We start from the raw sequence: 24,166 nt of genomic DNA, 5'->3' as shown, positions 1-24,166 counted from the left end.
AAAATTAATTTTATACAGAAGGTGAAAATGAAAAATAAGTTATTAATACTTTTTTGTTTAATCTTAGCCCTTTTTGTAAGAGCAGACAGTGGCTCGTTATATACAGCAGACCGACTTTCCAGTAGCTTGATTAATTGTATTGTCCAAGACCAAAGAGGTTTTATTTGGGTAGGTACTGATTACGGTCTGAGTAGATTTGATGGCTATAGGTTTATTAACTATCTGCATAATGATAGAGATTCAACTTCTATTTCTGATAACACAATCTCGGCATTTCTTGTTGATAAAAAAGGCAGACTTTGGATTGGTAGTGCAAAAGGGCTAATGAGCTATGATTATAGTCATAACCATTTTATTAGGTTGCCTTTTCCAGACAGACGGCATCCCAGAATATATTCTTTAATAGAAGATCATAAAGGTAATGTTCTTATCGGAACAGCTGGATTTGGACTTTATGCAGTTCCGAAAGGAAAAAACAGAATAGAGAACGAGATGGGTATCGCACGTCGTGATTCGGATATATTCTTTACACATATTTTTGAGGATAATCGTGGGACTTTGTGGCAAGCAAGCCATTTGTCGATGATCAATCGTTATACAAAAGGTAATTACTTGTTGTCGGTGCAGCACATTAGATCTCTTTATGGAGCTCCTGTAGCGTTTTTTCAATTTCATCGCGATCAACTATTTATAGTTTGTATGTATGGTATTGAAATTTATGATTATAAGACTGGAAAACTACGTGATGCGGGGTATGATTTTGGCAATTATAGGGGAAATGTTACGATCAATAATGCAATATTTGATCACAATGGAAATCTATATTTAGGTACATCAGAATGTGGTGTGCTGGTATCAAGGAAGGGAAAGAATTTTTTCAGACCTTTTTCAATTCCAAATAAGGACCGCTTTGATTTGTCAACTTCTTTTGTATCTGATTTGATGGAAGATAAGGATCATAATATTTGGATAGGATGTTATAAGAAAGGACTTTATTTGATAAATAATGAGCGGACAGCATTTCATACCTGGAGTTTTTCTTATCAAAATTATTCTATAGGCAGCAGTGTGTCATCCTTAGCTTCTGGAGATCAGGGCAGAACATGGTGTACTGTACAAAATAGTGGTATCTATTGTTTTGATAGATATGGAAAAATTATCAGCCATCCAAAATCTCCTGCTGGTACAACCATAATTTATCGTGATCAAAAGAAGCGATATTGGGTAGGAACAGGTAATGGATTATACCGCTATAATCCTTCAACTGGAGAATCTCAAAGGATGTTGACTTTTTCTAGTGCTGGCATTTATTGTATTACGGATAATGGAGATGATAAACTCTATATTTCGGTTTATAGCAAAGGATTGTACATCTATGATATACATACAAGAAAAGTGAAGGTCTTGGATATGACCCAGCATCTCCTATATGGTCATTTGTGTAATGATTGGATTAGAACAATGCTCTTTGATAGTCGAGGGTTGTTGTGGATAGGGACATCCAACGGTGTTTGTTGTTTAGATCCGAAGACATATCATTTTGATCATTTTGGCTGGTCGAAAATTTTAACGGATATTCAATCTGATTATTTTTGTGAAGATAAAAATGGAGATATTATTATAGGCACTGATGAAGGACTTTATCTGTATTCTGTAAAATATGGAAAGGTGAATCTTTTCCCACATTCCGAATCGCTTCAGAATAAACAGATTTGTGGAATAATAAGAGACCATAATAACGATATTTGGGTAAGTACTACTATGGGCATTTGGCAATATGTCAGAAAATATAATCGTTTTATTGGCCATGTCAGTGGCAATGGATTGACCGCTCATGAATACATTAGAGGGGCCGTGTTGCATTGTTCAGATGATTTTTCGGGTTTTGGAATAGCTGATGGAATAACGACCTTTTATCCTGAGGAAGTTAATAGAAATTCATTGCAGTTGGGTAAAGTATATCTTACCGATTTTATCATAGACGGAAAGACTATGGATTGTCGAAAAAAATATTTTAAGGTTCCATATTCTGAAAATTCTTTTACACTAGGATTTTCTTTATTGACCTATAAAAATATTGATGATATTTGTTACCAATACCGTATTAATGACGGAAAGAAAATGTATACACCTATAGGGGAAAACACTATTCCGTTTAATCATTTAGAACCAGGGAAGTATGTTATTGAAGTGAAAGCTTTCAGCAATAGCATGAGTTCTTCTATTCCTCTTATATTGACTGTTGTAGTCATGAATCCATGGTATAGTACACCTCTTGCATGGTGTGTGTATTTGTTTCTGTTTGGGAGTTTATGTTATTTCGTGTTCAGAACTTATCGACGGCGGGGAAAAGCCCAACTTGACGAACAGAAAATGCGTTTCCTCATTGATGCTACACATGATATCCGTTCTCCACTGACACTTATTTTAGGACCACTTAAAAAATTGGAGAAACGTTTGACAGATCAAGAAAATCAAAATGATTTGAATATTATTGAACGTAATGCCCAAAGACTACTCTTGTTAGTTAATCAGATCTTAGACGAAAGAAAGCTTGACAAGGAACAAATGCATTTACATTGTCAAAAGACGAATATGTCTGAGTTCATACAGAACATATGTTCTCTTTATCAATATAATGCAAATGAAAGGAAAATTAATTTCCATATAGTTAGTGAACAGTCCAATATCGAAGCTTGGATAGATCGCATTAATTTTGACAAAGTGGTTTCTAACTTACTTTCAAATGCTTTTAAATATACTTTTAATGGAGGAGAGATTGATGTCATCTTAACGAAAGATCTTAAAAATATGTACTTAAAAGTGGTTGATAATGGCTTAGGGTTTAAAGAGAAGAAAACGGAAAAACTTTTTGAGCGATTTTATGAAGGGACTAATGCTTACGATCTGCACATAGCAGGGACCGGGATAGGGCTAAATCTCTGTAGAGCTATTGTCAAAATGCATGGAGGAGCTATTTCTGCATATAATCGTACAGATGGACAACAAGGGGCATGTTTGGAGGTATCACTGCCTTTAGGTTATGCCCATCTAAAACCTGAAGAAATAATGTCGGACAATGTAGAAGATAAACAAGAAACACGTATAAAAAAATCAAAAGGTACTAAGAATTTCAAGATTCTAGTTGTAGATGACGATCCGGAAATAGCTGATTACATTAATGCTGAACTTGGTGGATGGTATCGATTTTCTGCTGCTAGAAATGGAAAAGAAGCTCTGGAGAAATTATTAACGAATGATTTTGATTTAGTAGTTAGTGATATAATCATGCCTGAAATGGATGGAATTGAGTTACTGAAACGTATCAAGACAAATACAAGAATCAGTGATATACCGGTTATTTTACTTACTTCAAAAAATGAAGTCAGTGATCGGCTGGAAGGTCTTAAAAAGGGTGCGGATGCTTTTTTGGCAAAACCTTTTAATATGGAAGAATTACATATATTGATAGACAATTTGGTGAGTAATGTTCGCCGGTTAAGGGGTAAATTTTCTGGAGCGCAAGATCAGTCAGAGAAAGTAGAAAAAGTTGAAGTTAAGGGAAATAATAATGTTCTTATGGAACGAATCATGAAATGTGTGAATCAGAATTTAAGTGATCCGGATTTCAATGTGGAAAAACTTACAATAGATGTAGGAATTAGCCGTGCTCAACTTCATCGTAAGATGAAAGAGATTACAGGCATATCGACTGGAGAATTTATTCGGAATCTTCGTATGGAACAAGCAGCACGATTAATAAAACAAGGAGAAGTTAATGTTACCCAAGTTGCATACGCTGTAGGTTTCAGTAATCAGACGCATTTTTCGTCAGCTTTTAAAAAACATTTTGGATTGGCCCCTAAGGAATATTATGAATACTATCGTAAAAAAAACATTTGATGTTTTTGAGAGATTATAAACTCTTGGGGAAACCTATAATGTTATGTATATTCTATGCAATAGTGTCGTATAAATAACACCGTTAATGTATGAAAAGTAAATCTTATAAAATAATTCGAAAAACTATTTTGTTCTTATCATTATTGGTCTTTAGTCTTCATGTCTGTTCTGAAGATGGTCATCAACTTTGGTTGCGGTATAAAGAGTGTGGGACAGCAGAAATATTTTCGCCTCACGTTTCGTCTGCTACTTTAAGAATAGCAATAGATGAGCTTCGCAGATATTATGCGGGAAGAAGAATATATCTGAAAAGGGTAAAAAAAGATTCGATGATATTTCGTTTTGCGAACGATACTTTATCTGCAGGGACAGATATGGGCTTTTTATATGGGGCATATGCCATATTGAGATGCCAGGCAATACACAAATCTGGAAAAATAGATAAATGCATTTCTTGTAGAAAACCGGCATTAAAATATCGTATATTGAATCATTGGGATAATTTGGATGGGAGCATTGAAAGGGGTTATGCCGGTAAAAGTATTTTTTTCCCACACTTTAATCTTGCCATTATCAGGGAATATGCTCGAGCTAATGCCTCAATAGGCATTAATGGTACCGTACTGAATAATGTTAATGCATCCACTCAAATATTAGCCTTAAAGAATTTAAAGTATATTAAGAATATAGCAGATATCCTTAGACCGTATGGTATTCGTGTCTATTTGTCGATTAATTTTTCATCTCCGATGGCTCTTGGTTTGATCAAAACTGCAGATCCTCTAAATCCTAATGTAATTGAATGGTGGAAGAAGAAAGTTGCAGAAATTTATAGTCTGATTCCTGATTTTGGAGGTTTTTTAGTAAAGGCAAGTTCTGAAGGTCAGCCAGGTCCTTCTGACTATGGTAGAACCCATGCAGATGGCGCTAATATGCTTGCGAATGTTTTGTCACCTTATGGTGGAGTCGTAATGTGGCGTAGTTTCGTTTATGGCGCTAATCACAAAGGTGAAGATAGGGTGATGCAGGCTGTCAGCGAATTTAAAGATTTAGATGGTAAATTTAGATCGAATGTCTTTCTACAAAGTAAAAATGGTCCTTTGGATTTTCAACCTCGTGAACCATATGCTCCTATTTTTGATCATATGAAGCACACTCATCAAATGGCTGAATTACAAATAACTCAGGAATATACAGGGCAAAGCAAGCATTTGGTCTATTTAGGGACAATGTGGAAAGAATTCTTTTCCTTTGTCAATCCTGATAGTTTGCAAGGACTTGCTGGTGTATCTAATATTGGAAATGTTGTTAATTGGTGTGGGCATCCCTTTTCCCAGGCTAACTGGTATGCTTTTGGCAGAATGGCATGGGATGGAAAAAATGCTGACCCCAAACTGATTGCTCAGGAATGGCTAAAACAGACTTTCTGCAATGATTCGGTATTTGTACATACTATGACAGATATCATGATGACAAGTCGTGAAACCTGTGTAAATTATATGATGCCTCTTGGGTTGCATCATATTTTTAAATTCGATGATCATTATGGACCAGAACCTGATGGGTTTCGGGCAAATTACCCTTTAGAATGGTGTCCTGTGTATTATCATAAAGCTGATAATATGGGAATTGGTTTTGATCGTTCCTCTTTTGGAACAGGGGCTGTGAAACAGTATAGGGAGCCTTATGGCTCATTGTATGATAATGTCAAAACTTGTCCTGAAAAATATCTTCTTTGGTTTCATCATTTACCTTGGACTTATCAGATGAAAGATGGACGGACATTATGGCAAGAATTAAAGTTAAAATATCGTGATGGTGTCGTACAAGTTATGCGATATCGTGAAATTTGGCGATCTATGAAAAAGTATGTGGATTTACAACGATGGAAACTTGTAGATACGCTATTGTCTGTTCAGTTGGAAAATGCAGAAGAATGGTATGATACCTGTATCCGATATTTCGGTTCTTTTGCTTGTCAAGAGCCATTCCTGCCTATTGAGAAAGAACTTCATATTCGTATACAATGAAAAAAGTATTATTGTTGTTTATCATGTTGTCTTCCGTATTGGTCCTTTGTGCTGATGTTCGTTTACAGAAACACGGTTCAGCTACTCAACTAATTGTTAACGGAAAGCCTATGTTGATTCTTGGCGGGGAATTGAGCAATAGCGCAGTTACGAGTGTTGCCGATATTGATAGTGTCTTACCTCATATGTATGCATTGGGCTTAAACACGGTATTTGTACCAGTATATTGGGATCTAATGGAACCAGAAGAGGGAGAATTCGATTTCTCTCTTGTGGACGAAAGCATTAAGGTAGCTCGTGAACACCATCTCAAACTCATTTTGTTATGGTTTGGGGTTTGGAAAAATTCTATGAGCTGTTGTGCTCCTTTATGGTTCAAAAGAAACATTAAGCGCTTTCCTCGTGCTTTGACCGTAACAGGTAAACCTATGGAAATAGCTTCAGCTTTTTCAAATCATGTCATGGAAGCTGATAAACGGGCTTTCTGTCAATTGCTGAAACATATAGCGAGGATTGATGAACGTGAAAGTACGGTTATCATGATTCAAGTGGAAAATGAAATAGGAATGTTGGAATCAGTAAGGGATCACTCTTCTCTGGCAGAAAAAGCTTTTCAGCAAGGGAAATGGAGAAAGATTACGGGTGATATAGGAATTGCTTCATCGATAGAGCAGGATGAGCGTTTTCAGGCTTTCTATTATGCTCAATATATAGAACAACTAGTACGATCGGGGAAGAAAATCTTGAATATTCCGATGTTTGTCAATGCCGCTATGAATAGTAGGGGACGTAAGCCAGGGGAATATCCTTCAGCCGGACCATTAGCGCATCTTATTCCAATTTGGAAAAAGGCTGCTCCGGATATTGATGTGTATGCTCCGGATATTTATGATGTAGGATTCAAGAATTGGGTTAATCTTTATAAGCGAAATGACAACCCTTTTTTCACGCCGGAGACGAGACTCGGACCATATAGTGGTGTTCGTGCTCTATATGCTTTTGGAGAAGTAGATGCTTTGGGATATAGTGTTTTTGCTTTGGACCAGGCTTCAGAAGAGGCCACGAGTCCAATTAAGCAAAGTTATGCCTTACTTCACCAGCTTTCACCTCTCCTTTTGCGAGAGCAAGGAGAAAAACTTTCTCATGGGTTGCTTTTTAATCAAAAAGATCAGAAACGTGTTATTAACGATAAAGATGTCGTTATCACGGCAAGTCATTATTATACTCTGCCTTGGGATTCCAGAGCTACAGACGGAAGTGTTTGGCCTGAAAGTGGGGGGCTAATTATAAAATTGGGGCAATACGATTACCTTATTGCAGGTAATGGTATTGTAGTAACTTTCCAAACCCTGTCAGAAAAAAAGCAGGAAGAGGAAGTAAAATTGGGTGAGGATGGATTCCTTGATGCTGGGAGATCTGTCAAAGGTCTCTCTTCATTGCATCTAAAAACATTTTATGGTAAGCGTTTAGGTATTGGATTTGTTGATCAGGTAGGCCTAGACCAACAAGGAACTATAAAGTTTATCCGCCGTGACAGTGGAGATCAGGATCACCAAGGGAGACACGCACGTATATCCTGTGACGAATTTAAAATCCTTCATGTTAAACTTTACAAATACTGAGACCATAAAATAACGGGAATTCCAGTAAGTACTCGCCTAAAACAAAATGATACAATTTGATACGTTTATGATACATAAAGCTGTATGCATGATATGGAAATATTATTATATTTGCAGCAATTAACATCTTAATAACTAAAAATTTGGCCTATGTATCATGAAAAGTAAAAAGTGCATAAACTGTGCCTTGTTGTTCAATAAAAATTATAATACTAAGAAAAACTTAATTATGGATGTAAGATCAAAAAAGATAATCTTGTTGCTGGGGCTGTGCTTAACAGTCTCTCTCTTTACACTTCAAATTTATTCCAGAGAGAGAATGCATTCTGTTTATATAGTCCAACAATCTAAAAAGGTTACAGGAATAGTTTCTGATGCTATGGGACCTCTGATAGGGGCAACTATTAAAGAAAAGGGTACTGATAATGGTACAATTTCTGATATGGATGGGAAATTTAGCATCAATGTTAAATCTGGGGCTACTTTGGTTATCTCTTATGTGGGGTATAATACGAATGAGGTGGTTGTTGGAAATCAAAGCGTTCTTAAAATATCCATGAAAGAAGAGGGACGTAGCCTCAATGATGTTGTAGTCATTGGATATGGTACACAGAGGAAAGAAGCGGTAACTGGTTCTGTAGCAAATATCAAGGGTGATGTTATGCGTGAAGTTCCCGGATCGAATATTACGGAAGCGCTTCAAGGTCGTGTCGCGGGGGTAGAGATGTCGCAAACTTCTTCTAAACCAGGGGCCTCTATGCAGATCCGTATTCGTGGTACTCGCTCTTTAACTGCAAGTAATGATCCTTTAGTTGTTCTTGATGGAATTCCATTTGCTGGAAGTATTAACGATATTGACCCGAATAATATTAAAAGTATGGATATTTTGAAAGATGCTTCAGCGACAGCTATTTATGGATCTAGAGGAGCTAATGGTGTTATTATCATTTCTACTTATAAAGGTTACCAGGACCAAAAAGCTACAGTCACTTATAATGGCTACTTTGGGGTCAAAACGTTGTTTCACCGATATCCTATGATGAATGCAGAAGAATTTACGAAATTGCGTAAATATGCTAATAAATATCAATATGGTACAGATGAAAAGCCTTGGGGCGAAGATGGTAGTGTTGATACAGATTGGCAGGATTTACTCTTCAAAACGGGAATGACGACTAATCAGGATATTGGAGTTTCTGGAGGCTCTCAACATGGAAGTTACAATTTTGGATTAGCTTATTATCGTGATGAATCCGTTGTCCCTACCCAAAACTTTAATCGGTATTCACTACATGGGGCCATTGATCAGAACATAGGGAAATATGTGAAAGTGGGATTTAATACGAATAGTAACTATAGTATTACAAATGGAGCAGGTCTTGGTTTATATGGCACATTAACATCTACACCTGTTACTAATCCTTATAATGCAGATGGTACTTTAAAGCAAAGGGTAAATATGGCTTCTGATACCCAGTGGGTATATACAAAGTCTACTATAGAAAATCTTGGAGACAATTTCAAGGACCAGACTAAGGCGTATGGATCTTATAATAATCTATATGGAGAATTAAGTATACCTTATTTGAATGGATTAAAATATCGCATTAATTTAGGTCTTAATTATCGTCATAGTGATTATGGTAATTATGTAGGCACAGGAATCTTTTCTGATAATGCTACTGCCGATTCTCACGCTACATCTCAACAGAATACTACTACGAATTGGGCTATAGAGCATATGCTTTCTTATGATAAAACAATTGGAAAACATACGATTAACGCTGTTGCATTATATTCAGCTGAACAAACCGTATATAAACAAACATATATGTACGGTCTGAAAGTACCTTCTAATTTTCAATTCTATAACATTGGTCAAGCTGAGAATGTGACGGTTGACCCGGCCAAACAAATCTATTATAAGAGTGGACTGGAATCCTTCATGGGACGTGTGATGTACAACTATGATAATAGGTATATGATTAGTGCTGCTATCCGTGCAGATGGTTCTTCTCGATTGGCTGAAGGACATAAATGGCACACTTATCCAGCTATCTCTGCTGGCTGGAATATTGCCAGAGAAAAATTTATGGAAGATTTTAAATGGATAGAAAACCTTAAATTACGTATTGGCTATGGTGAAACTTCCAATCAGTCAGTTAATCCATACTCTACATTAGGCCAATTATCTACACGACCTTATAATTTCGGAGATACTAATGCAATTGGGATGTATGTAACTTCATTGCCGAATGAGGCATTAGGTTGGGAATATTCAAAGACTTGGAATTTTGGTTTAGACTTTAGTTTTTTAAAGGGAAGAATAAATGGTACAGTAGAATATTATGTTCAAAATACCGAGGATTTATTAATGAGCGTTAATCTTCCTGCAACTTCTGGTGTGGGGAGTTATATGGCTAATGTAGGTAAGACTAGAAATAAGGGTTTTGAACTTTCTCTTAATGGCACTATCATAGATCATCAAAATGGTTGGACTTGGGAGGCCGGACTTAATTTTTACACCAATCAAAATAACTTAGTTTCATTAGCTTCTGGAGCAAGTCGTGATGAAAGTAACTGGTGGTTTGTTGGACATCCAATTAATGTGATTTATGATTATAAAAAAATAGGTATTTGGCAAACAGATGAGGAAGCTGTACGTCAGATTGCTGAGCCTGGTGGAAATGCTGGTATGATTAAAATCAAGTATAATGGTGACTATGATAAAAATGGGAATCCTACACGTGTTTATGGTGAAGCTGACCGTCAGATCATGAAGGTTGATCCGGACTGGGAAGGTGGCTTCAATACTCGTGTAGCTTATAAAAATATGGATATTTCTTTAGTAGCTTCATTCCGTCATGGAGGAACTTTGATCAGTACTCTCTATGGCGCTCAGGGATACCTGAATATGCTGAGTGGGCGTAGAAACAATATAAAGGTTAACTACTGGACAGAGGATAATCCTACAAATGACTATCCTAAGCCGGGAGGTATAGAGAGTAGTAACAATCCGAAATATGGTAATTCCCTGGGATACTTCAGCGGTTCTTATCTGAAGATACGCACTATTACATTAGGATATAATCTGACAGACTCGTGGCTCAAGAGATGTGGTATCACAAAAGTTCGTGTCTATGCCACTGTTCAGAATCCGTTTGTGCTGTTCTCACCTTATCATGATGAGTCGGGAATGGATCCCGAAACTAATTCATACGGTGATGAGAATCAGGCTGTCACCTCATTCTATCCTTCTCGCTTATTAGTGGTAGGCTATAACACGCCTTCTACACGTAACTGGCTTCTTGGATTGAATATTACCTTTTAAAATTTATGATAATGAAAAATTACAGTATAAAAATAGCAGTGGGCATTTTAGTCCTGGGGATCACCTTTTCGGGATGCTCTAATATTTTAGAGGAAACAGACCGTGAAGGTTATACTCCAGAATATTTTAAGACTGAGGCTGGTGTCAAGGCGGGTATTACGGCTCTTTATGCTAATCTTCGGTATTATTGGGGTAATGGTTATTGGCTGATTGCTAATGAGACTGGTACGGATGAATATACATACGGACACGGGGGTAACGGGAATGACCTTCCGATTGATATGTCCGGACAGGGAGATCTAAATGCTTCTAATTGTCGTGCTGACGTTCTCTGGAATGTGGCTTTTACGGACATCAATACTGCCAGTGGTGTACTGGAAAATGGCTCCTCTGCTGGTATCAGTGAGTCTCTTCTCTCTGAAGCAAGGTTCTTCCGCGCCTTGGACTATTTTGAACTGGTACAGACTTTTGGAGGTGTACCTCTTGACTTAGGTGCTGGAGAGTTGAAATTTAATACGAATGCCGTTCGTATTTCTAAGCGTAATACTGTTCCTGAAATATATACAAAAGCTGTATTCCCTGATTTGATTACGGCCATTCAAAATTTGCCTGAAACGGGTAGAGTGACTGGGGGTGTTACTAAAACAGCCGCTCGTCTAGTTCTAGCAAAGGCATATTTGACTTATGGCTGGTGGCTACAAAATCCTAATAATATCCCTACTTATCCTGAAAGCGATCGCACGGATCCTGATGGTCATGATGCCTTGTGGTATTTCCAACAGGCATATGATATAGCTTTAACTGCTATTCAAAACCCAGGTCCTTTTGGTTTACAGAAGTCTTTCTACTTGGTTAATGTAGGTAATAATGATCGTAATAATGAAATTTTGCTCTATGCTGATCATACACAAAATAGTAGTTATTATGATGGAGGAACGAATGCAGATTATTCTAGTGGAACTTCCCCAGGTAATTTTGCAAGATGGATGTGTCGTTGGGATTACACTTTCTTGGAAAGTTCAAAGAGTGCTACTAGTTGGGACAAAACACGTACAGTTCAACGTGAGGCCGTCCAAGGGAAAGATCGTCCTTGGAAGGAAATGGCAACGCCAATAGAAGTGTCGACTAAAATTTTTGCAGATAAAAAGTACGATTCTAGATATGATGGAACTTTTGCATATCAGTTTCGAGGTAATTGGGAGAAAACTAGTGATCTGAAAGATGTTAAAGTTATGTATAATGCGAATAATCTTCCAATTGCACCGGAAGACTCTGTTTTAACATTCCTCGATGAAGATAATCCTAATGTAATTTATCCAGTATCTGGAACAAAAAATGTCGCAGGAGATGGGTCCAGTAGTGCAGGCTACAGTAATGTAGGGGCAGGAGTATTGCCAGGACGAGCTGACTATGTTATTAATCCTTCAGGGATTAGTCGTTATGCTTATCTGAATAATTGGAAAAACGGCATTTACCGTACAGATAATGGTACAGGTTTGGGCAAACCTAATGGTGATAGTCCTCGTCCTTATCCAATTCTGAAATTTTCGGAACTTTATTTTATTGCTGCTGAGGCGGCAGTAAAAGGGGCGAAAACTCAAAGCGGATTTTCTGCAAGAGACTTGATTAATGTCATCAGGGCGCGCGCAGGAGTATGGACTTATGACAATAATCGACAACGCGTAAAAGTGGCTGATTATAGTAAGGAGATGGTTGCTGAAACCCCCGCAACTATTACGGTTGATTATATTCTAGAAGAACGTAGTCGAGAATTATTTGGCGAAGGATATCGTTGGTGGGATCTTGTGCGTACACAAACTTGGGCAACTAAAGCTGGTACTTATAGTATCTGTGGCATACAAGCAGGAGATCATAATCCTGAAGTTATTACCCGTACAATAACACCACAGGATTATCTTCGGCCTATTCCACAAGGGCAAATAGATGCTTTACAAATGACAGATGATGAAAAGACTGCATTTCAAAATCCAGGATATAATAATTGATAAATACCGAAATAGGGGTTGAATTATGTTTGAAAGAGGTGGCTACCGAAAGTGATGGTCACCTCTTTTTATGTGTTGATTTAAAGTCTAAATTGAGACAACAAGTGTTTTAAAGACTGAATTGAGACGGTTTTTAGTTAATAAGAGTTAATTGAAGGGCAGTATACCCTGTGATGTCTGTTTTGTGACTGCTTTTGTCCAAAATAAGACTCATTGAAGTTACCTTTATATATAATTTTGGGACATCATTTAAACTAAAAACTAAAAACCGTACATGGAAAAATTGAAGGAAAAATTAATTCCAAGGCTTTCTTGGCTATTGGGAATGCTGTTCTTTTTTTCGTTATCAGCAGTTGCTCAAAATCGAACTATTAAAGGTACAGTGAGAGACGCTTCAGATGGCTCTCCCCTTATCGGAGCTACGGTCACAGCAAAAGGAATCAAGAGCGGTGGCATCACTGACCTTGATGGTAACTTTACAATTTCTATACCTGATAATACAAAATCTTTGTCAGTCAGTTATGTGGGATATGTGACCAAAGAGGTACCCGTCACTTCTTCGGCGATGGATATTCAGTTGCAACCTGATCAGAAATCCTTGAATGAGGTCGTCGTGATCGGATATGGAACGACCCGTAAGAGTGATTTGACGGGTTCAGTCTCTACTGTCCAGTCTAAAGATTTTAATAAAGGACTGGTCAGTTCACCGGAACAATTGATTAACGGAAAGGTATCTGGTGTCCAGATCATGTCAAATGGGGGTTCGGCAACAGCCGGCTCCACGATTCGTATTCGTGGGGGGGCTTCTCTGAATGCAAGTAATGACCCGTTGATTGTCCTGGATGGCGTGCCTTTGGAAAGTGGAGGTATCTCAGGTAATTCCAGCAATTTCCTGAGTATGATCAATCCTAATGATATTGAGACTATGACTGTCCTCAAGGATGCTTCTTCTACAGCTATCTATGGTTCCCGTGCTTCTAATGGCGTCATCATCATTACCACTAAAAAGGGGAGTCAGGGAAAACCGAAGATCAGTTTCTCGACGACCAATAGTTTGCAGACCCGTACAAAGCTTGTTGATATGATGAGCAGGGATGAATTTGTCAATACGATCATGGCAAATGGGACGTCTGACCAACAGAAATTGCTAGGTACTGACAATACAGATTGGAACAAACAAGTTTATCATACTGCCTTTGGAACAGATAATAACCTGAGTATTAGTGGGAAGACCGGATTCCTGCCTTTCCGTATATCGACAGGTTATTTTAATCAGGATGGTCTGGTCAGAAATGACAATGCCGAACGCTGGACAGGGAATGTGGTGTTGAACCCTTCTTTTTTCCAAGATCACCTTCACGTGACCGTAAATGCGAAGGGAACGTATAATAACAACCAATTTTATAATAGTAGTGCTATTTGGGCTGCGGCAACGTACAACCCTACAATTCCTGTATATGTGGCAGACCAGACTTACGGCGGCTACAATGAAGCACTCGATGCTACAGGAAAACCTGTTAACGGAGGCGTATGTAATCCTAGAGGGTTGGTAGACCAATATACGTCTAAATCCACAATCAAGCGGTTTATCGGGAGTTTGGACTTGGATTATAAGGTCCATTTCTTCCCTGATTTGAAACTTCATGCCACTTTAGCAACAGACTTGGCAGAAGGTAAGGGAACTGTTTATGTCCCCCTGACGGCTGCATCTAATTTCACGACTTTTGGTGAAGATTACGGTTATGGTCCGCAAAAGAACACGAATAGACTGTTGACGCTCTATGCCAATTATTCTCATTATTTTGAGCCGGCTAAAAGTAATGTGGATGTTACGGCCGGATATGATTATCAATATTGGAAGAGTGCAACGCCCCAGTACAATACGCTTGATGCGAAGGGAGATGTCCTTTCTACTGTCAAGGCGAGTGATTACAGGCATGTGCTCCTCTCTTATTATGGCCGCTTGAACTATTCTTATGGTGGTAAATATCTGTTGACGGCAACTGTCCGTCGGGATGGAACTTCCAGATTTTCCAAAGACAATAGGTGGGGTACATTCCCTTCTGTCGCATTAGGTTGGATTCTGACACAGGAAAACTGGCTCAAAGACAATCCGGTGCTGAGTAATTTGAAACTTCGTGTCAGTTATGGTGTAACAGGCCAGCAGGACGGCATCGGTAATTATAATTATCTGCCCGTTTATACTCAGAGTGTTGAGGGCGCCATGGCTTATATGGACGGTCAATACGTCAATACCTATCGTCCTGAAGCTTATGTGTCAAATCTGAAGTGGGAAACGACACATTCCTGGGATTATGGCTTTGATTTCGGGTTCTTGGACAACCGTATTTCCGGCAGTTTTGACTATTACAGCCGTAAGACGAAAGACCTGTTGGCAACAGTACCTTCTGCTGCCGGGACCAATTTCGCAAAAAGCATTCTGACGAATGTCGGGAATGTCGACTCTCATGGTATTGAAGCATCTATCAGTGCCGTTCCGATACAGACGAAGGACTGGGAATGGAATGTAAGTTATAATCTGACATGGGAAAAGATGAGGGTGAAAAACCTCTCTTTGGTCAAAGGTGCGACGGCTACTAACGTTTTGGTAGGTCCGTCTGTGGATGCCTATCAGTTTCAGGTGTTGACGGAAGGCTACGAACCTTACATGTTTTATGTCTATCATCAGTTGTATGATGAGAAAACAGGCAAGCCGATTGAAGGTGCCTATGCAGACCTGAATCATGACGGTGTAATCAATTCTTCCGATCTGTATCATTATAAATCAGCGGCTCCGGATTTCATTATGGGATTCAGCACAAGTGTCCGTTGGAAGAAACTCACGCTGAGTACGAGTTTGAGGGCAAACATTGGCAATTATGTCTTCAATTCCATGGCAATGAGTACGGGCGCCTGGGAGACCGTCAGCTACAATTCTTATCAATTGAATAATTTAAACAGAAGTTATCTGAAGACAGGTTTCCAGACCCGTCAGTATCTTTCGGACTATTATGTTCAAAATGCGTCCTTCCTGAAAATGGACAATCTGAGTTTGACCTATAACTTCGGGAGAGTCAACAAGTGGATATCAAACCTCACAGTGTCCGGGCTCATGCAGAATGTATTCACGATCACCAAATATGATGGAGTAGATCCTGAAGTTCCCAATGGCATAGACCAGAGCTTCTATCCTCGGCCAAGGACTTATTCATTAAGTGTCGGACTTCAATTCTAATATTAAAATCATGAAAATAAAATCTATTTATAAATTGATTCTTATCTGGACCCCATTCCTGTTGACTTTGGTTTCATGTACAGGAGATTTGGACCAGTATCCCCATACCGAAACGACTTCCAACCAAGTATACACTACAGTATCTAATTATCGTGACGTTCTTGGCAAAATTTATACTTCCATGGTCATTAACGGCCAGGGTAAGGGTGGGGATAACCCGGATTTGACTTCCAATAACGGTTATGACTATTTACGCTGTTTCTTCAATCTTCAGGAGTGTGGAACGGATGAGATCGCAAGTACATGGTTGTCGGGGGACAAGACGAGTGACATCACCTATTTGACTTGGGATGCAAATGACCCTTGGGTCGCAGATATGTATTACCGGATCTATTACAATATTGCTCTTTGCAATGAGTTCCTGCGCAATTGTAGTGATGATGCCATTAAGAAGTTTTCGAGTGAAGGTCAGGACAGCCTGATCCATTATCGTGCAGAGGCCAGATTCATGAGGGCAATGTTCTACTATCATGCCTTGGATCTGTTCCGCTATATACCTTTCGTCAGCGAGAATGATCCTGTAGGGAGTTATACGCCCCCCCGCTATGAACCGCAACAAACTTTTGATTTTATTGAGAGCGAGTTGAAAGCCATTATCCCTGATCTGTATCCGGCATCGGAATGTCCTTATGGCAGAGCTTCACAAGGGGCCGCATACACATTGCTCGCCAAATTGTACTTGAACTCTGAAGTTTATACCGGTACACCCAAGTATACTGAATGTATCGATGCATGTAGTAAGGCTATCGCCCAAGGCTATTCTTTGGAGAGTGATTATGCCAAACTTTTCAATGCAGATAATGATAAACGTACGAATGAGATTATCTTCGGTCTTCCTGTAGACGCTGTCCATACCGTGTCATGGGGCGCTACAACATATATCGTTTGTGGAGAACTTGGGAATTCCTCTTCTACGCTGGATCCTTCCAAATATGGCGTACAGAGTGCTTGGGGCATGTTCAGGGCTCGTGGTGAACTGACTTCCAAGTTTGCTCAAGGTGATAAACGGTTCATGTTCTATACCGAAGGTCAAAGCCAATACCTGGATGTCATAGATGACCAGTCCCAAGGTTATTTCCCCGTGAAGTGGACGAATCTGAACGATGAGGGAGTAGCAGCTTCCAAGACTGCTGATGGCGGTGTGGATACTGACTATCCGATGTTCCGTCTCGCTGATGTCTATCTCATGTATGCCGAGGCCGTCTTGAGAGGTGGAACGGGCGGAAGCCTTGCCCAGGCGCTGGAGTATGTTAACCGCCTTCGTGAAAGAGCCTATGGAGATACAAGCGGAGATATAAAGGTAAATGAATTGACCTTGGATTTCATCTTGGATGAACGCGCCCGTGAACTCTATACAGAATCTGTCCGTCGGACTGATCTGATCCGCTACAATGAATTTACCACTTCCAAGTACCTCTGGCAATGGAAGGGTGGAACGAAAGATGGCATGGCCGTAGACAGCAAATACAATATCTATCCGATTCCAAATAATGAGTTGACGGCAAATCCTAATTTACACAATGATAATTATTAAAGGACGTGGTTATGAAATTTAAGATATTACATTTTTGGATTCTATTAGTTGTCGCAGTTGGTTTCTGCAGTTGTGACAAAGATGGAGATGACATCTATTTGAGGGGATTTGCCGCTTCCGATTTGGTGGCTTCCACGGACAACGTCGTCCTCTCTCCTTCAAGTCATTCTTCCGTTGTGCTCTCGTTGGTGTGGAATACTCCGGAACTGTTGTCTTCTGATTCTTCCAAGACTGCACCTGACGGTGTGCTACAGACTTATCTTCAGGTTTCCGCAACTGAAGATTTCGCCAAATTCAGTGAAAATAGGATTATGACACCTTCCAAAGCCTATTTAGGCTCAGACCTGAATACACTTGCCAAAAGCCTTGGACTCACCGAAAGCAAAGCCTCTCCTCTGTACTTCCGTGTAAGAAGTACCGAGGGGGACAATATGACTTCGGCATACAGTAATGTCTGCCAGGTACAGGTTACTCCTTATACGATTCATCTGAACCGCATGTCTGTACTTGACAAGGAGAAAAAGGACACCGTAGCTTATTTGTATTCTCCTACCGAGAATGGTGTCTATACAGGTTATATGGCTGCATCTGCATGGCAAGACTGTTGGTTCCTTGAGAACGACGGTACACTTTGGGGCAATTATGCTATGGACGGACATGCCTTTGAACTCTCCAACGCTTCTGATGCCTGGAACTGCTGGTTCTCAGGAGGAAGTGGCGATTGGCTGGTTACTGTGGATACGAAAGAGGGCAGTTGGTCTGCCGCTAACCTGACCAGCATCAAATTGAATGGTGAGGGTATGACTTACGACAGTAACAATGATTCCTGGAGTTTGGTAATCAAGACGACAAAGGCTCAAGAAGCTCTTCAGGCGACAGCAGATGCCCAGTTGTATAACAAAACTACCGGAACGGATGCTTCTACTGGGGAGACCTTACAACTTCCTGATACGACGGTGGCAACAGCCGGGACTTATACGGTCACCTTGGCTATCGGCTCTGACGCACAATTCCATTATACCATTTCCGAAGGTGATCATACCGGTGGAGGTGAAACTGTAAAGATGCCGTCCCAGTTGGTGATGTATACCCCTGATGGGACTACGGTTATGGCTACACTTAAGAAATCCTCCGAGGGCATATACACCGGAACCTACAAACCCCAACAATGGGAGAATTTTAAAGTTGTAGATACGGAAAACGGTATTTGGTACGGTTCGACGTCTTCAGATCTCTACAGTCTTTCTTCTGCAAGTGATGCCTGGAATCTTTGGTTCGAAGATGATTTCACCGCGGGTACGACCTTGACTGTGACAGTGAATCTGAAGACGATGAAATGGAGTTATAAAGAATAATGAAAGGGTAATCAGATGAAACATATATTTTTCAAATTATTGTTGTTGTGCCTTGCCACCTCCGCATTGTTTTCTTGTAGCAGTGATGACGACACCGTACCGCAAACAGCCAAAACCTATGATATGAGTGGCTTTGCCAAAGGTGCGGATGTGAGTTGGCTGACACAGATGGAGGCTTCAGGAGATAAATTTTATGATAAGAACGGTCGTGAGACAGAATGTATGAGTTTGCTTCGCGATATGGGTGTCAACGCGATTCGTCTGAGGGTTTGGGTCAACCCTACAGACGGATGGTGCAACAAGCAGGATGTCCTGGTGAAAGCCATTCGTGCCAAAAACCTTGGTCTCCGGTTGATGATCGATTTCCATTATTCTGATACATGGGCAGATCCAGGAAGCCAGACTACCCCTGCGGCTTGGAAAGATTATGACCTTGACGAGTTGAAACAGGCAGTGGCTGATCACACGAAAGACGTTCTCCAGACTTTGAAAGATCATGGTATTGATTCTGTGGAATGGGTTCAGGTCGGCAATGAGACGCGCACGGGTATGCTATGGCCTGTTGGACAAGTTTCTGACGGGAATACCAAGAATTTCTCCCAACTTGTCACTGCCGGATATGATGCCGTCAAGAGCGTGTATCCTGACGCAAAGGTGATCGTACATATTGACGGGGGCAACATCCTGAGTTATTATACTTGGCTGTTTGACGGACTGAAGAATGACGGTGCAAAGTGGGATGTTATCGGGATGTCTCTCTACCCGGACGACACGAACTGGCAACAGGCTGTCACGGATTGCCTTGCTAACATGACCACCCTGAACAAGCGCTATGGCAGTAAAATCATGGTCTGTGAGACGGGGACGTCATGGGATGCAACTTATGCCAAGGACTTTATGACACAACTGGTCACCGGTGCCCGCGCACTCGACTGTTGTCTGGGTGTCTTCTATTGGGAACCTGAATGTTACAACGGATGGAACGGGTATACCAAAGGCACCTTTGACAATAGCGGGAGACCAACGTCTGCTCTGGATGTCTTCGGCACGAAATGAATGAGGTCTGAAACTGTACAGCATTCAGTTGTCACCTCGTGTAAGAATTAAGATCAATGTATTTTAGAGATCATGAAGATTAGATTACTGTCTATTTTACTGCTTTGTTCTTTGGCGGCTGCAGCCCAAGTGAGGAAAGAAGAATTTCTCACCGACGGCTGGCTGTTCAGCCGAGATGGCAAGAATTGGGAGAAGGTGAGTGTCCCGCATGATTGGGCTATAGCCGGTCCTTTTGACAAGAAATGGGATCTGCAACTCGTAGCCATTACCCAAAATGGTGAAACTGAGAAGTCTGAGAAGTCCGGTCGTTCCGGGGCTTTGCCTTGGATTGGCGAAGGGTATTACAAGCGGACTTTCTCGGTCCCTGCCACATACCGCCATGCCGTGCTGCATTTCGATGGCGCTATGAGCGAGCCTGTGGTAAAGGTCAATGGACATCAGGCCGGATATTGGGCCTATGGCTATAATGCTTTCAGGGTAGACGTGACACCGTATATCTTCCATGACGGACGGCCTAATCAACTCGAGGTCCATTTGCAAAACCTGCCTGAGAGCAGTCGCTGGTATCCCGGAGGTGGTCTTTACAGACCGGTTACCCTCATGATGACAGGTGATACTTACCTGGATCGGTGGAAAACATTCATCCGAACTTTGAAAGCCGATTCCGCCAATGCTGAGGTTGCTGTCTCTGCTGAAGTTACCGGAGTAGGAAAAGGTGAACAGTATGAATTGCGCCTGACGCTCTCGGATCTTTTGGGAGAAAAGGTTGCTGCCATGAGTCAACCTCTATCGGCTTCAGGAAAGGCTGAAGCTTTGCTGCAAGTTAGGAACCCGAAGTTATGGTCTCCTGAAACACCAGACTTATACCAATTGGAGGAGTGCCTCTACCATAAGGGACAGTTGATTGACCGACGAGTCGATAAGGTGGGCATCCGAACCATCTCTTTCTCGAAAGAGCGAGGATTTGTGTTGAATGGGCAGAGCCGTAAGTTCAAGGGCGTTTGCCTGCATCATGATCTCGGTCCTTTGGGGGCGGCAGTGAATAAGGCGGCTTTGATCAGGCAAGTGAAGATCCTGAAAGATATGGGTTGTGATGCCATCCGCACGTCTCATAATATGCCTTCTACAATGCAGATGGAAGTGTATGACTCTTTGGGGATGATGGTGATGGCCGAGAGTTTTGACATGTGGATCTACCCGAAATGTAAAAACGGCTACTCCCGTTTCTTCAAGGATTGGGCAGACAAGGATATTACGAATTTAGTGTTGAATCATCGTAACCACCCTTCGCTCGTCATGTATAGTATAGGGAATGAAATTCCGGAGCAGGGAAGTGCTTTGGGAGTGGAGATCACAAAACGGCTGGAGGGGATCTGCCATCGTCTTGATCCGACACGACCGGTTACTCAGGGACTGGACAGGGCTGAAGATGCCCTGAGATCAGGTTTCGCACAGTCTCTTGATGTTCCAAGCTTCAATTATCGAGTTTTTAAGTATGATAAGAATATCAGTCAGTTGCCACAGGGATTTCTTTTAGGTTCCGAGACCGCTTCTACCGTGAGTAGCCGTGGTGTATATAAGTTTCCTGTTGTCTTCTCTGATCACCTGACTTATCCTGACGGCCAATGCTCCAGTTATGATACGGAGTACTGTTCTTGGAGTAATCTGCCTGATGTTGACTTTGAAGTGCAGGATGACAAACCCTACACGATCGGGCAATTTGTGTGGTCGGGGTTTGACTATCTCGGAGAACCTACACCGTATGATACTTATTGGCCTTCCCGCAGCAGTTATTTTGGAATATGCGATCTCGCCGGTCTGCCTAAAGATGTCTATTACCTTTACCGTAGTGTCTGGAATACGCATGAGCATACCATCCACCTGCTGCCTCACTGGACATGGCCGGGACGCGAAGGAAAGATCACACCGGTATACTGCTATACGGATTATGATGAGGCTGAACTTTTTGTCAATGGGAAGAGTCAGGGGAGGATCAAGAAGAATCCCAAATCGCTTTATGACCGTTATCGTTTGAGATGGAATCAGGTGGTTTATGAACCTGGTGAGTTGAAGGTCGTCGTGTATGATAAAGACGGGAAAGTTGCAGGTCAGGAGACTATCCGTACGGCAGAAACGCCAGATCATCTCATCCTGACCCCCGACAGAGACACTCTTACTGCCAATGAGGAGGATCTGTCCTTCATTACAGTTTCCATGGTCGACAAATCCGGCACGGCATGTCCTGAGGACGATAGAGAACTGTCCTTCAATGTGACCGGTCCCGGAACTTTTGAGGCTGTCTGCAATGGTGATCCGACTTCTTTGGAATCCTTCAAACAACCTCGGATGAAACTCTTTCATGGCCAGTTGGTCGTGATCGTTCGGGGTGGAAAGGAAAAGGGAATCATTCAGTTGACTGTTTCGGATAACAAGGGTATGTCAAAACAGATTGCAATTCGTAACGATTGACTACAAGATCAGCTAAGAGAGGCGTCTCTTACCTGATGAAAATAACAAAGGATAGCATTCATCACGAATACTATCCTTTTTGGATTGTATTAAAAAGCCTAATTAGGTCTAAATCAATTCTTATTGAAACGGTGAGATTTCAGCATGTTTTTCGGATCGAGGGCAGCATCCAGTTCTTCCTGTTTCATCAATCCTTTCTCCAATACGATGTCATAGACGGAACGGTTGGTCTGTAAAGCCTCTTTAGCTACAGCCGTACTGTTGTCATAACCGATGTAAGGGTTAAGGGCAGTGACGATTCCGATAGAATTCTTGACCATGTTGTAGCAATGATCCTTATTGACGGTAATCCCGTTGATACATTTCTCGATCAAGGTATCTATTGCATTGTGCAACCACCACAGACTCTCGAAGAGACTTTCTGCAATGACCGGTTCCATGACGTTTAACTCCAGCTGTCCTGCTTCTGCTGCGAAATTTACAGTAGTATCGTTGCCGATCACCTTGAAACAGGTCTGATTAGTTACCTCTGGAATCACGGGATTGACTTTACCGGGCATGATACTTGACCCCGGTGCCATTGGCGGAAGATTGATCTCATTGAGTCCGCAACGAGGACCTGAAGCCATCAGGCGCAGGTCATTGCAGATTTTGGAGAGTTTGATAGCCAGTCGTTTCAGAGAACCAGACATACTGACGTAAGCCCCCGTATCCGGTGTTGCCTCCACCAAGTCCGGTGAAGAAATGAAAGTTTCACCGGTCAGAGCTGTCAGGTTTTCGGCACAGAGTTTGGCGAATCCAGGAACTGCATTCAATCCGGTGCCGATAGCTGTTCCACCCATGTTGATCTCATGTAAGAGTTTGACGTTGCGGTCCAGGTTGAGGACTTCCTCTTCCAGGTTGTCACCGTAAGCGTTGAACTCCTGACCGACAGTCATCGGAACGGCATCCTGCAACTGGGTACGCCCCATCTTCAGTACATCGGAGAACTCCTTGCCTTTTGCCTTGAAGGCACCGATCAGTTTCGTCAAACTCCCGATCAGGTTTTTGTTCATCCTGATCAGGGCATAGCGGATCGTTGTCGGATAGACGTCGTTTGTAGACTGTCCGCAATTGACCTGATCGTGCGGGTCACAATACTGGTATTCTCCTTTTTGGTGTCCGAGGATTTCCAGTGCGCGGTTGGCGATCACCTCGTTCGCATTCATGTTGACCGAGGTACCTGCACCGCCCTGCATCATATCAATGGGGAACTGGTCATGGAGTTTCCCATCGATGATCTCACGGCAGGCAGCCTCAATGGCAGCCCCAACCTTACCTTTGACAACTCCCAGACTGATATTGGTCTTGACGGCAGCCAGTTTGACATAGGCGATAGCGATGACATAGTCTGGGTAATCGCGCATTTTCTTACGGGAGATATGGTAGTTGTTGAGAGCACGTTGTGTTTGGACGCCATAATAAGCATCTGCGGGGATCTTCAGTTCACCCAGCAAATCAGATTCGATTCTGAATTTCTTTTCTTCTGACATAATTGATAATATTTAATGATTGGAAGTGTGAAT

Annotated in this window: 11 protein-coding genes; 10 read left to right on the top strand and 1 reads right to left on the bottom strand. The window is 41.2% G+C overall.

Annotated features, from left to right (window positions below):
- Positions 1–27 precede the first annotated feature (27 nt).
- The 10 genes from NG821_RS01595 (at position 28) to NG821_RS01550 (ending at position 22,601) form a co-directional block, all read left to right on the top strand.
- The gene (locus tag NG821_RS01595) at positions 28–3,903 is read left to right on the top strand and encodes a hybrid sensor histidine kinase/response regulator transcription factor (RefSeq protein ID WP_252759912.1); all 3,876 of its coding nucleotides are present in this window, start codon (positions 28–30) and stop codon (positions 3,901–3,903) included.
- Positions 3,904–4,016: 113 nt separating this feature from the next.
- The gene (locus NG821_RS01590) at positions 4,017–5,933 is read left to right on the top strand and encodes an alpha-glucuronidase (RefSeq protein WP_394802048.1); all 1,917 of its coding nucleotides are present in this window, start codon (positions 4,017–4,019) and stop codon (positions 5,931–5,933) included.
- Entirely contained in the window at positions 5,930–7,555 is a 1,626-nt protein-coding gene (locus NG821_RS01585) for a DUF5597 domain-containing protein (protein WP_252759910.1), read from the top strand. The genes NG821_RS01590 and NG821_RS01585 overlap by 4 nt, the downstream gene beginning before the upstream one ends.
- 319 nt (positions 7,556–7,874) lie before the next feature.
- Positions 7,875–10,886 (top strand): SusC/RagA family TonB-linked outer membrane protein, encoded by a 3,012-nt coding sequence (locus tag NG821_RS01580; RefSeq protein ID WP_394802047.1) that lies wholly within the window; start codon positions 7,875–7,877, stop codon positions 10,884–10,886.
- 11 nt (positions 10,887–10,897) lie between these two features.
- The gene (locus tag NG821_RS01575) at positions 10,898–12,892 is read left to right on the top strand and encodes a RagB/SusD family nutrient uptake outer membrane protein (RefSeq protein WP_252759909.1); all 1,995 of its coding nucleotides are present in this window, start codon (positions 10,898–10,900) and stop codon (positions 12,890–12,892) included.
- Between the two features lie 325 nt (positions 12,893–13,217).
- On the top strand, positions 13,218–16,127 hold the full coding sequence (locus tag NG821_RS01570) for a SusC/RagA family TonB-linked outer membrane protein (protein WP_252759932.1): 2,910 nt from the start codon (positions 13,218–13,220) through the stop codon (positions 16,125–16,127).
- Between the two features lie 10 nt (positions 16,128–16,137).
- Positions 16,138–17,721 (top strand): RagB/SusD family nutrient uptake outer membrane protein, encoded by a 1,584-nt coding sequence (locus NG821_RS01565; RefSeq protein ID WP_252759908.1) that lies wholly within the window; start codon positions 16,138–16,140, stop codon positions 17,719–17,721.
- A gap of 11 nt (positions 17,722–17,732) precedes the next feature.
- Entirely contained in the window at positions 17,733–19,076 is a 1,344-nt protein-coding gene (locus tag NG821_RS01560) for a DUF5111 domain-containing protein (RefSeq protein ID WP_252759907.1), read from the top strand.
- A gap of 15 nt (positions 19,077–19,091) precedes the next feature.
- The gene (locus NG821_RS01555; RefSeq protein ID WP_252759906.1) at positions 19,092–20,132 is read left to right on the top strand and encodes a glycoside hydrolase family 53 protein; all 1,041 of its coding nucleotides are present in this window, start codon (positions 19,092–19,094) and stop codon (positions 20,130–20,132) included.
- 72 nt (positions 20,133–20,204) lie between these two features.
- Entirely contained in the window at positions 20,205–22,601 is a 2,397-nt protein-coding gene (locus NG821_RS01550) for a DUF4982 domain-containing protein (RefSeq protein WP_252759905.1), read from the top strand.
- 113 nt (positions 22,602–22,714) lie between these two features.
- Here the strand turns inward: NG821_RS01550 and aspA are convergent, their stop codons facing one another.
- Positions 22,715–24,133, bottom strand: a complete 1,419-nt coding sequence (aspA, locus tag NG821_RS01545) for an aspartate ammonia-lyase (RefSeq protein ID WP_252759904.1) — start codon at positions 24,131–24,133, stop codon at positions 22,715–22,717.
- Positions 24,134–24,166 lie beyond the last annotated feature (33 nt).

The sequence above is a fragment of the Segatella cerevisiae genome (genome assembly GCF_024054555.1).
In the GTDB taxonomy this organism is placed as follows: Bacteria; Bacteroidota; Bacteroidia; order Bacteroidales; family Bacteroidaceae; genus Prevotella; species Prevotella cerevisiae.
This window is presented reverse-complemented; position numbering and strand designations above follow the sequence as displayed.

Bases quoted from the DNA above. Each gene is read 5' to 3' on its own strand.
- NG821_RS01595 (WP_252759912.1), top strand. From the start codon at position 28: ATGAAAAATAAGTTATTAATACTTTTTTGTTTAATCTTAGCCCTTTTT.
- NG821_RS01585 (WP_252759910.1), top strand. From the start codon at position 5,930: ATGAAAAAAGTATTATTGTTGTTTATCATGTTGTCTTCCGTATTGGTC.
- NG821_RS01580 (WP_394802047.1), top strand. From the start codon at position 7,875: ATGCATTCTGTTTATATAGTCCAACAATCTAAAAAGGTTACAGGAATA.
- NG821_RS01575 (WP_252759909.1), top strand. From the start codon at position 10,898: ATGAAAAATTACAGTATAAAAATAGCAGTGGGCATTTTAGTCCTGGGG.
- NG821_RS01570 (WP_252759932.1), top strand. From the start codon at position 13,218: ATGCTGTTCTTTTTTTCGTTATCAGCAGTTGCTCAAAATCGAACTATT.
- NG821_RS01565 (WP_252759908.1), top strand. From the start codon at position 16,138: ATGAAAATAAAATCTATTTATAAATTGATTCTTATCTGGACCCCATTC.
- NG821_RS01560 (WP_252759907.1), top strand. From the start codon at position 17,733: ATGAAATTTAAGATATTACATTTTTGGATTCTATTAGTTGTCGCAGTT.
- NG821_RS01555 (WP_252759906.1), top strand. From the start codon at position 19,092: ATGAAACATATATTTTTCAAATTATTGTTGTTGTGCCTTGCCACCTCC.
- NG821_RS01550 (WP_252759905.1), top strand. From the start codon at position 20,205: ATGAAGATTAGATTACTGTCTATTTTACTGCTTTGTTCTTTGGCGGCT.
- aspA (WP_252759904.1), bottom strand. From the start codon at position 24,133: ATGTCAGAAGAAAAGAAATTCAGAATCGAATCTGATTTGCTGGGTGAA.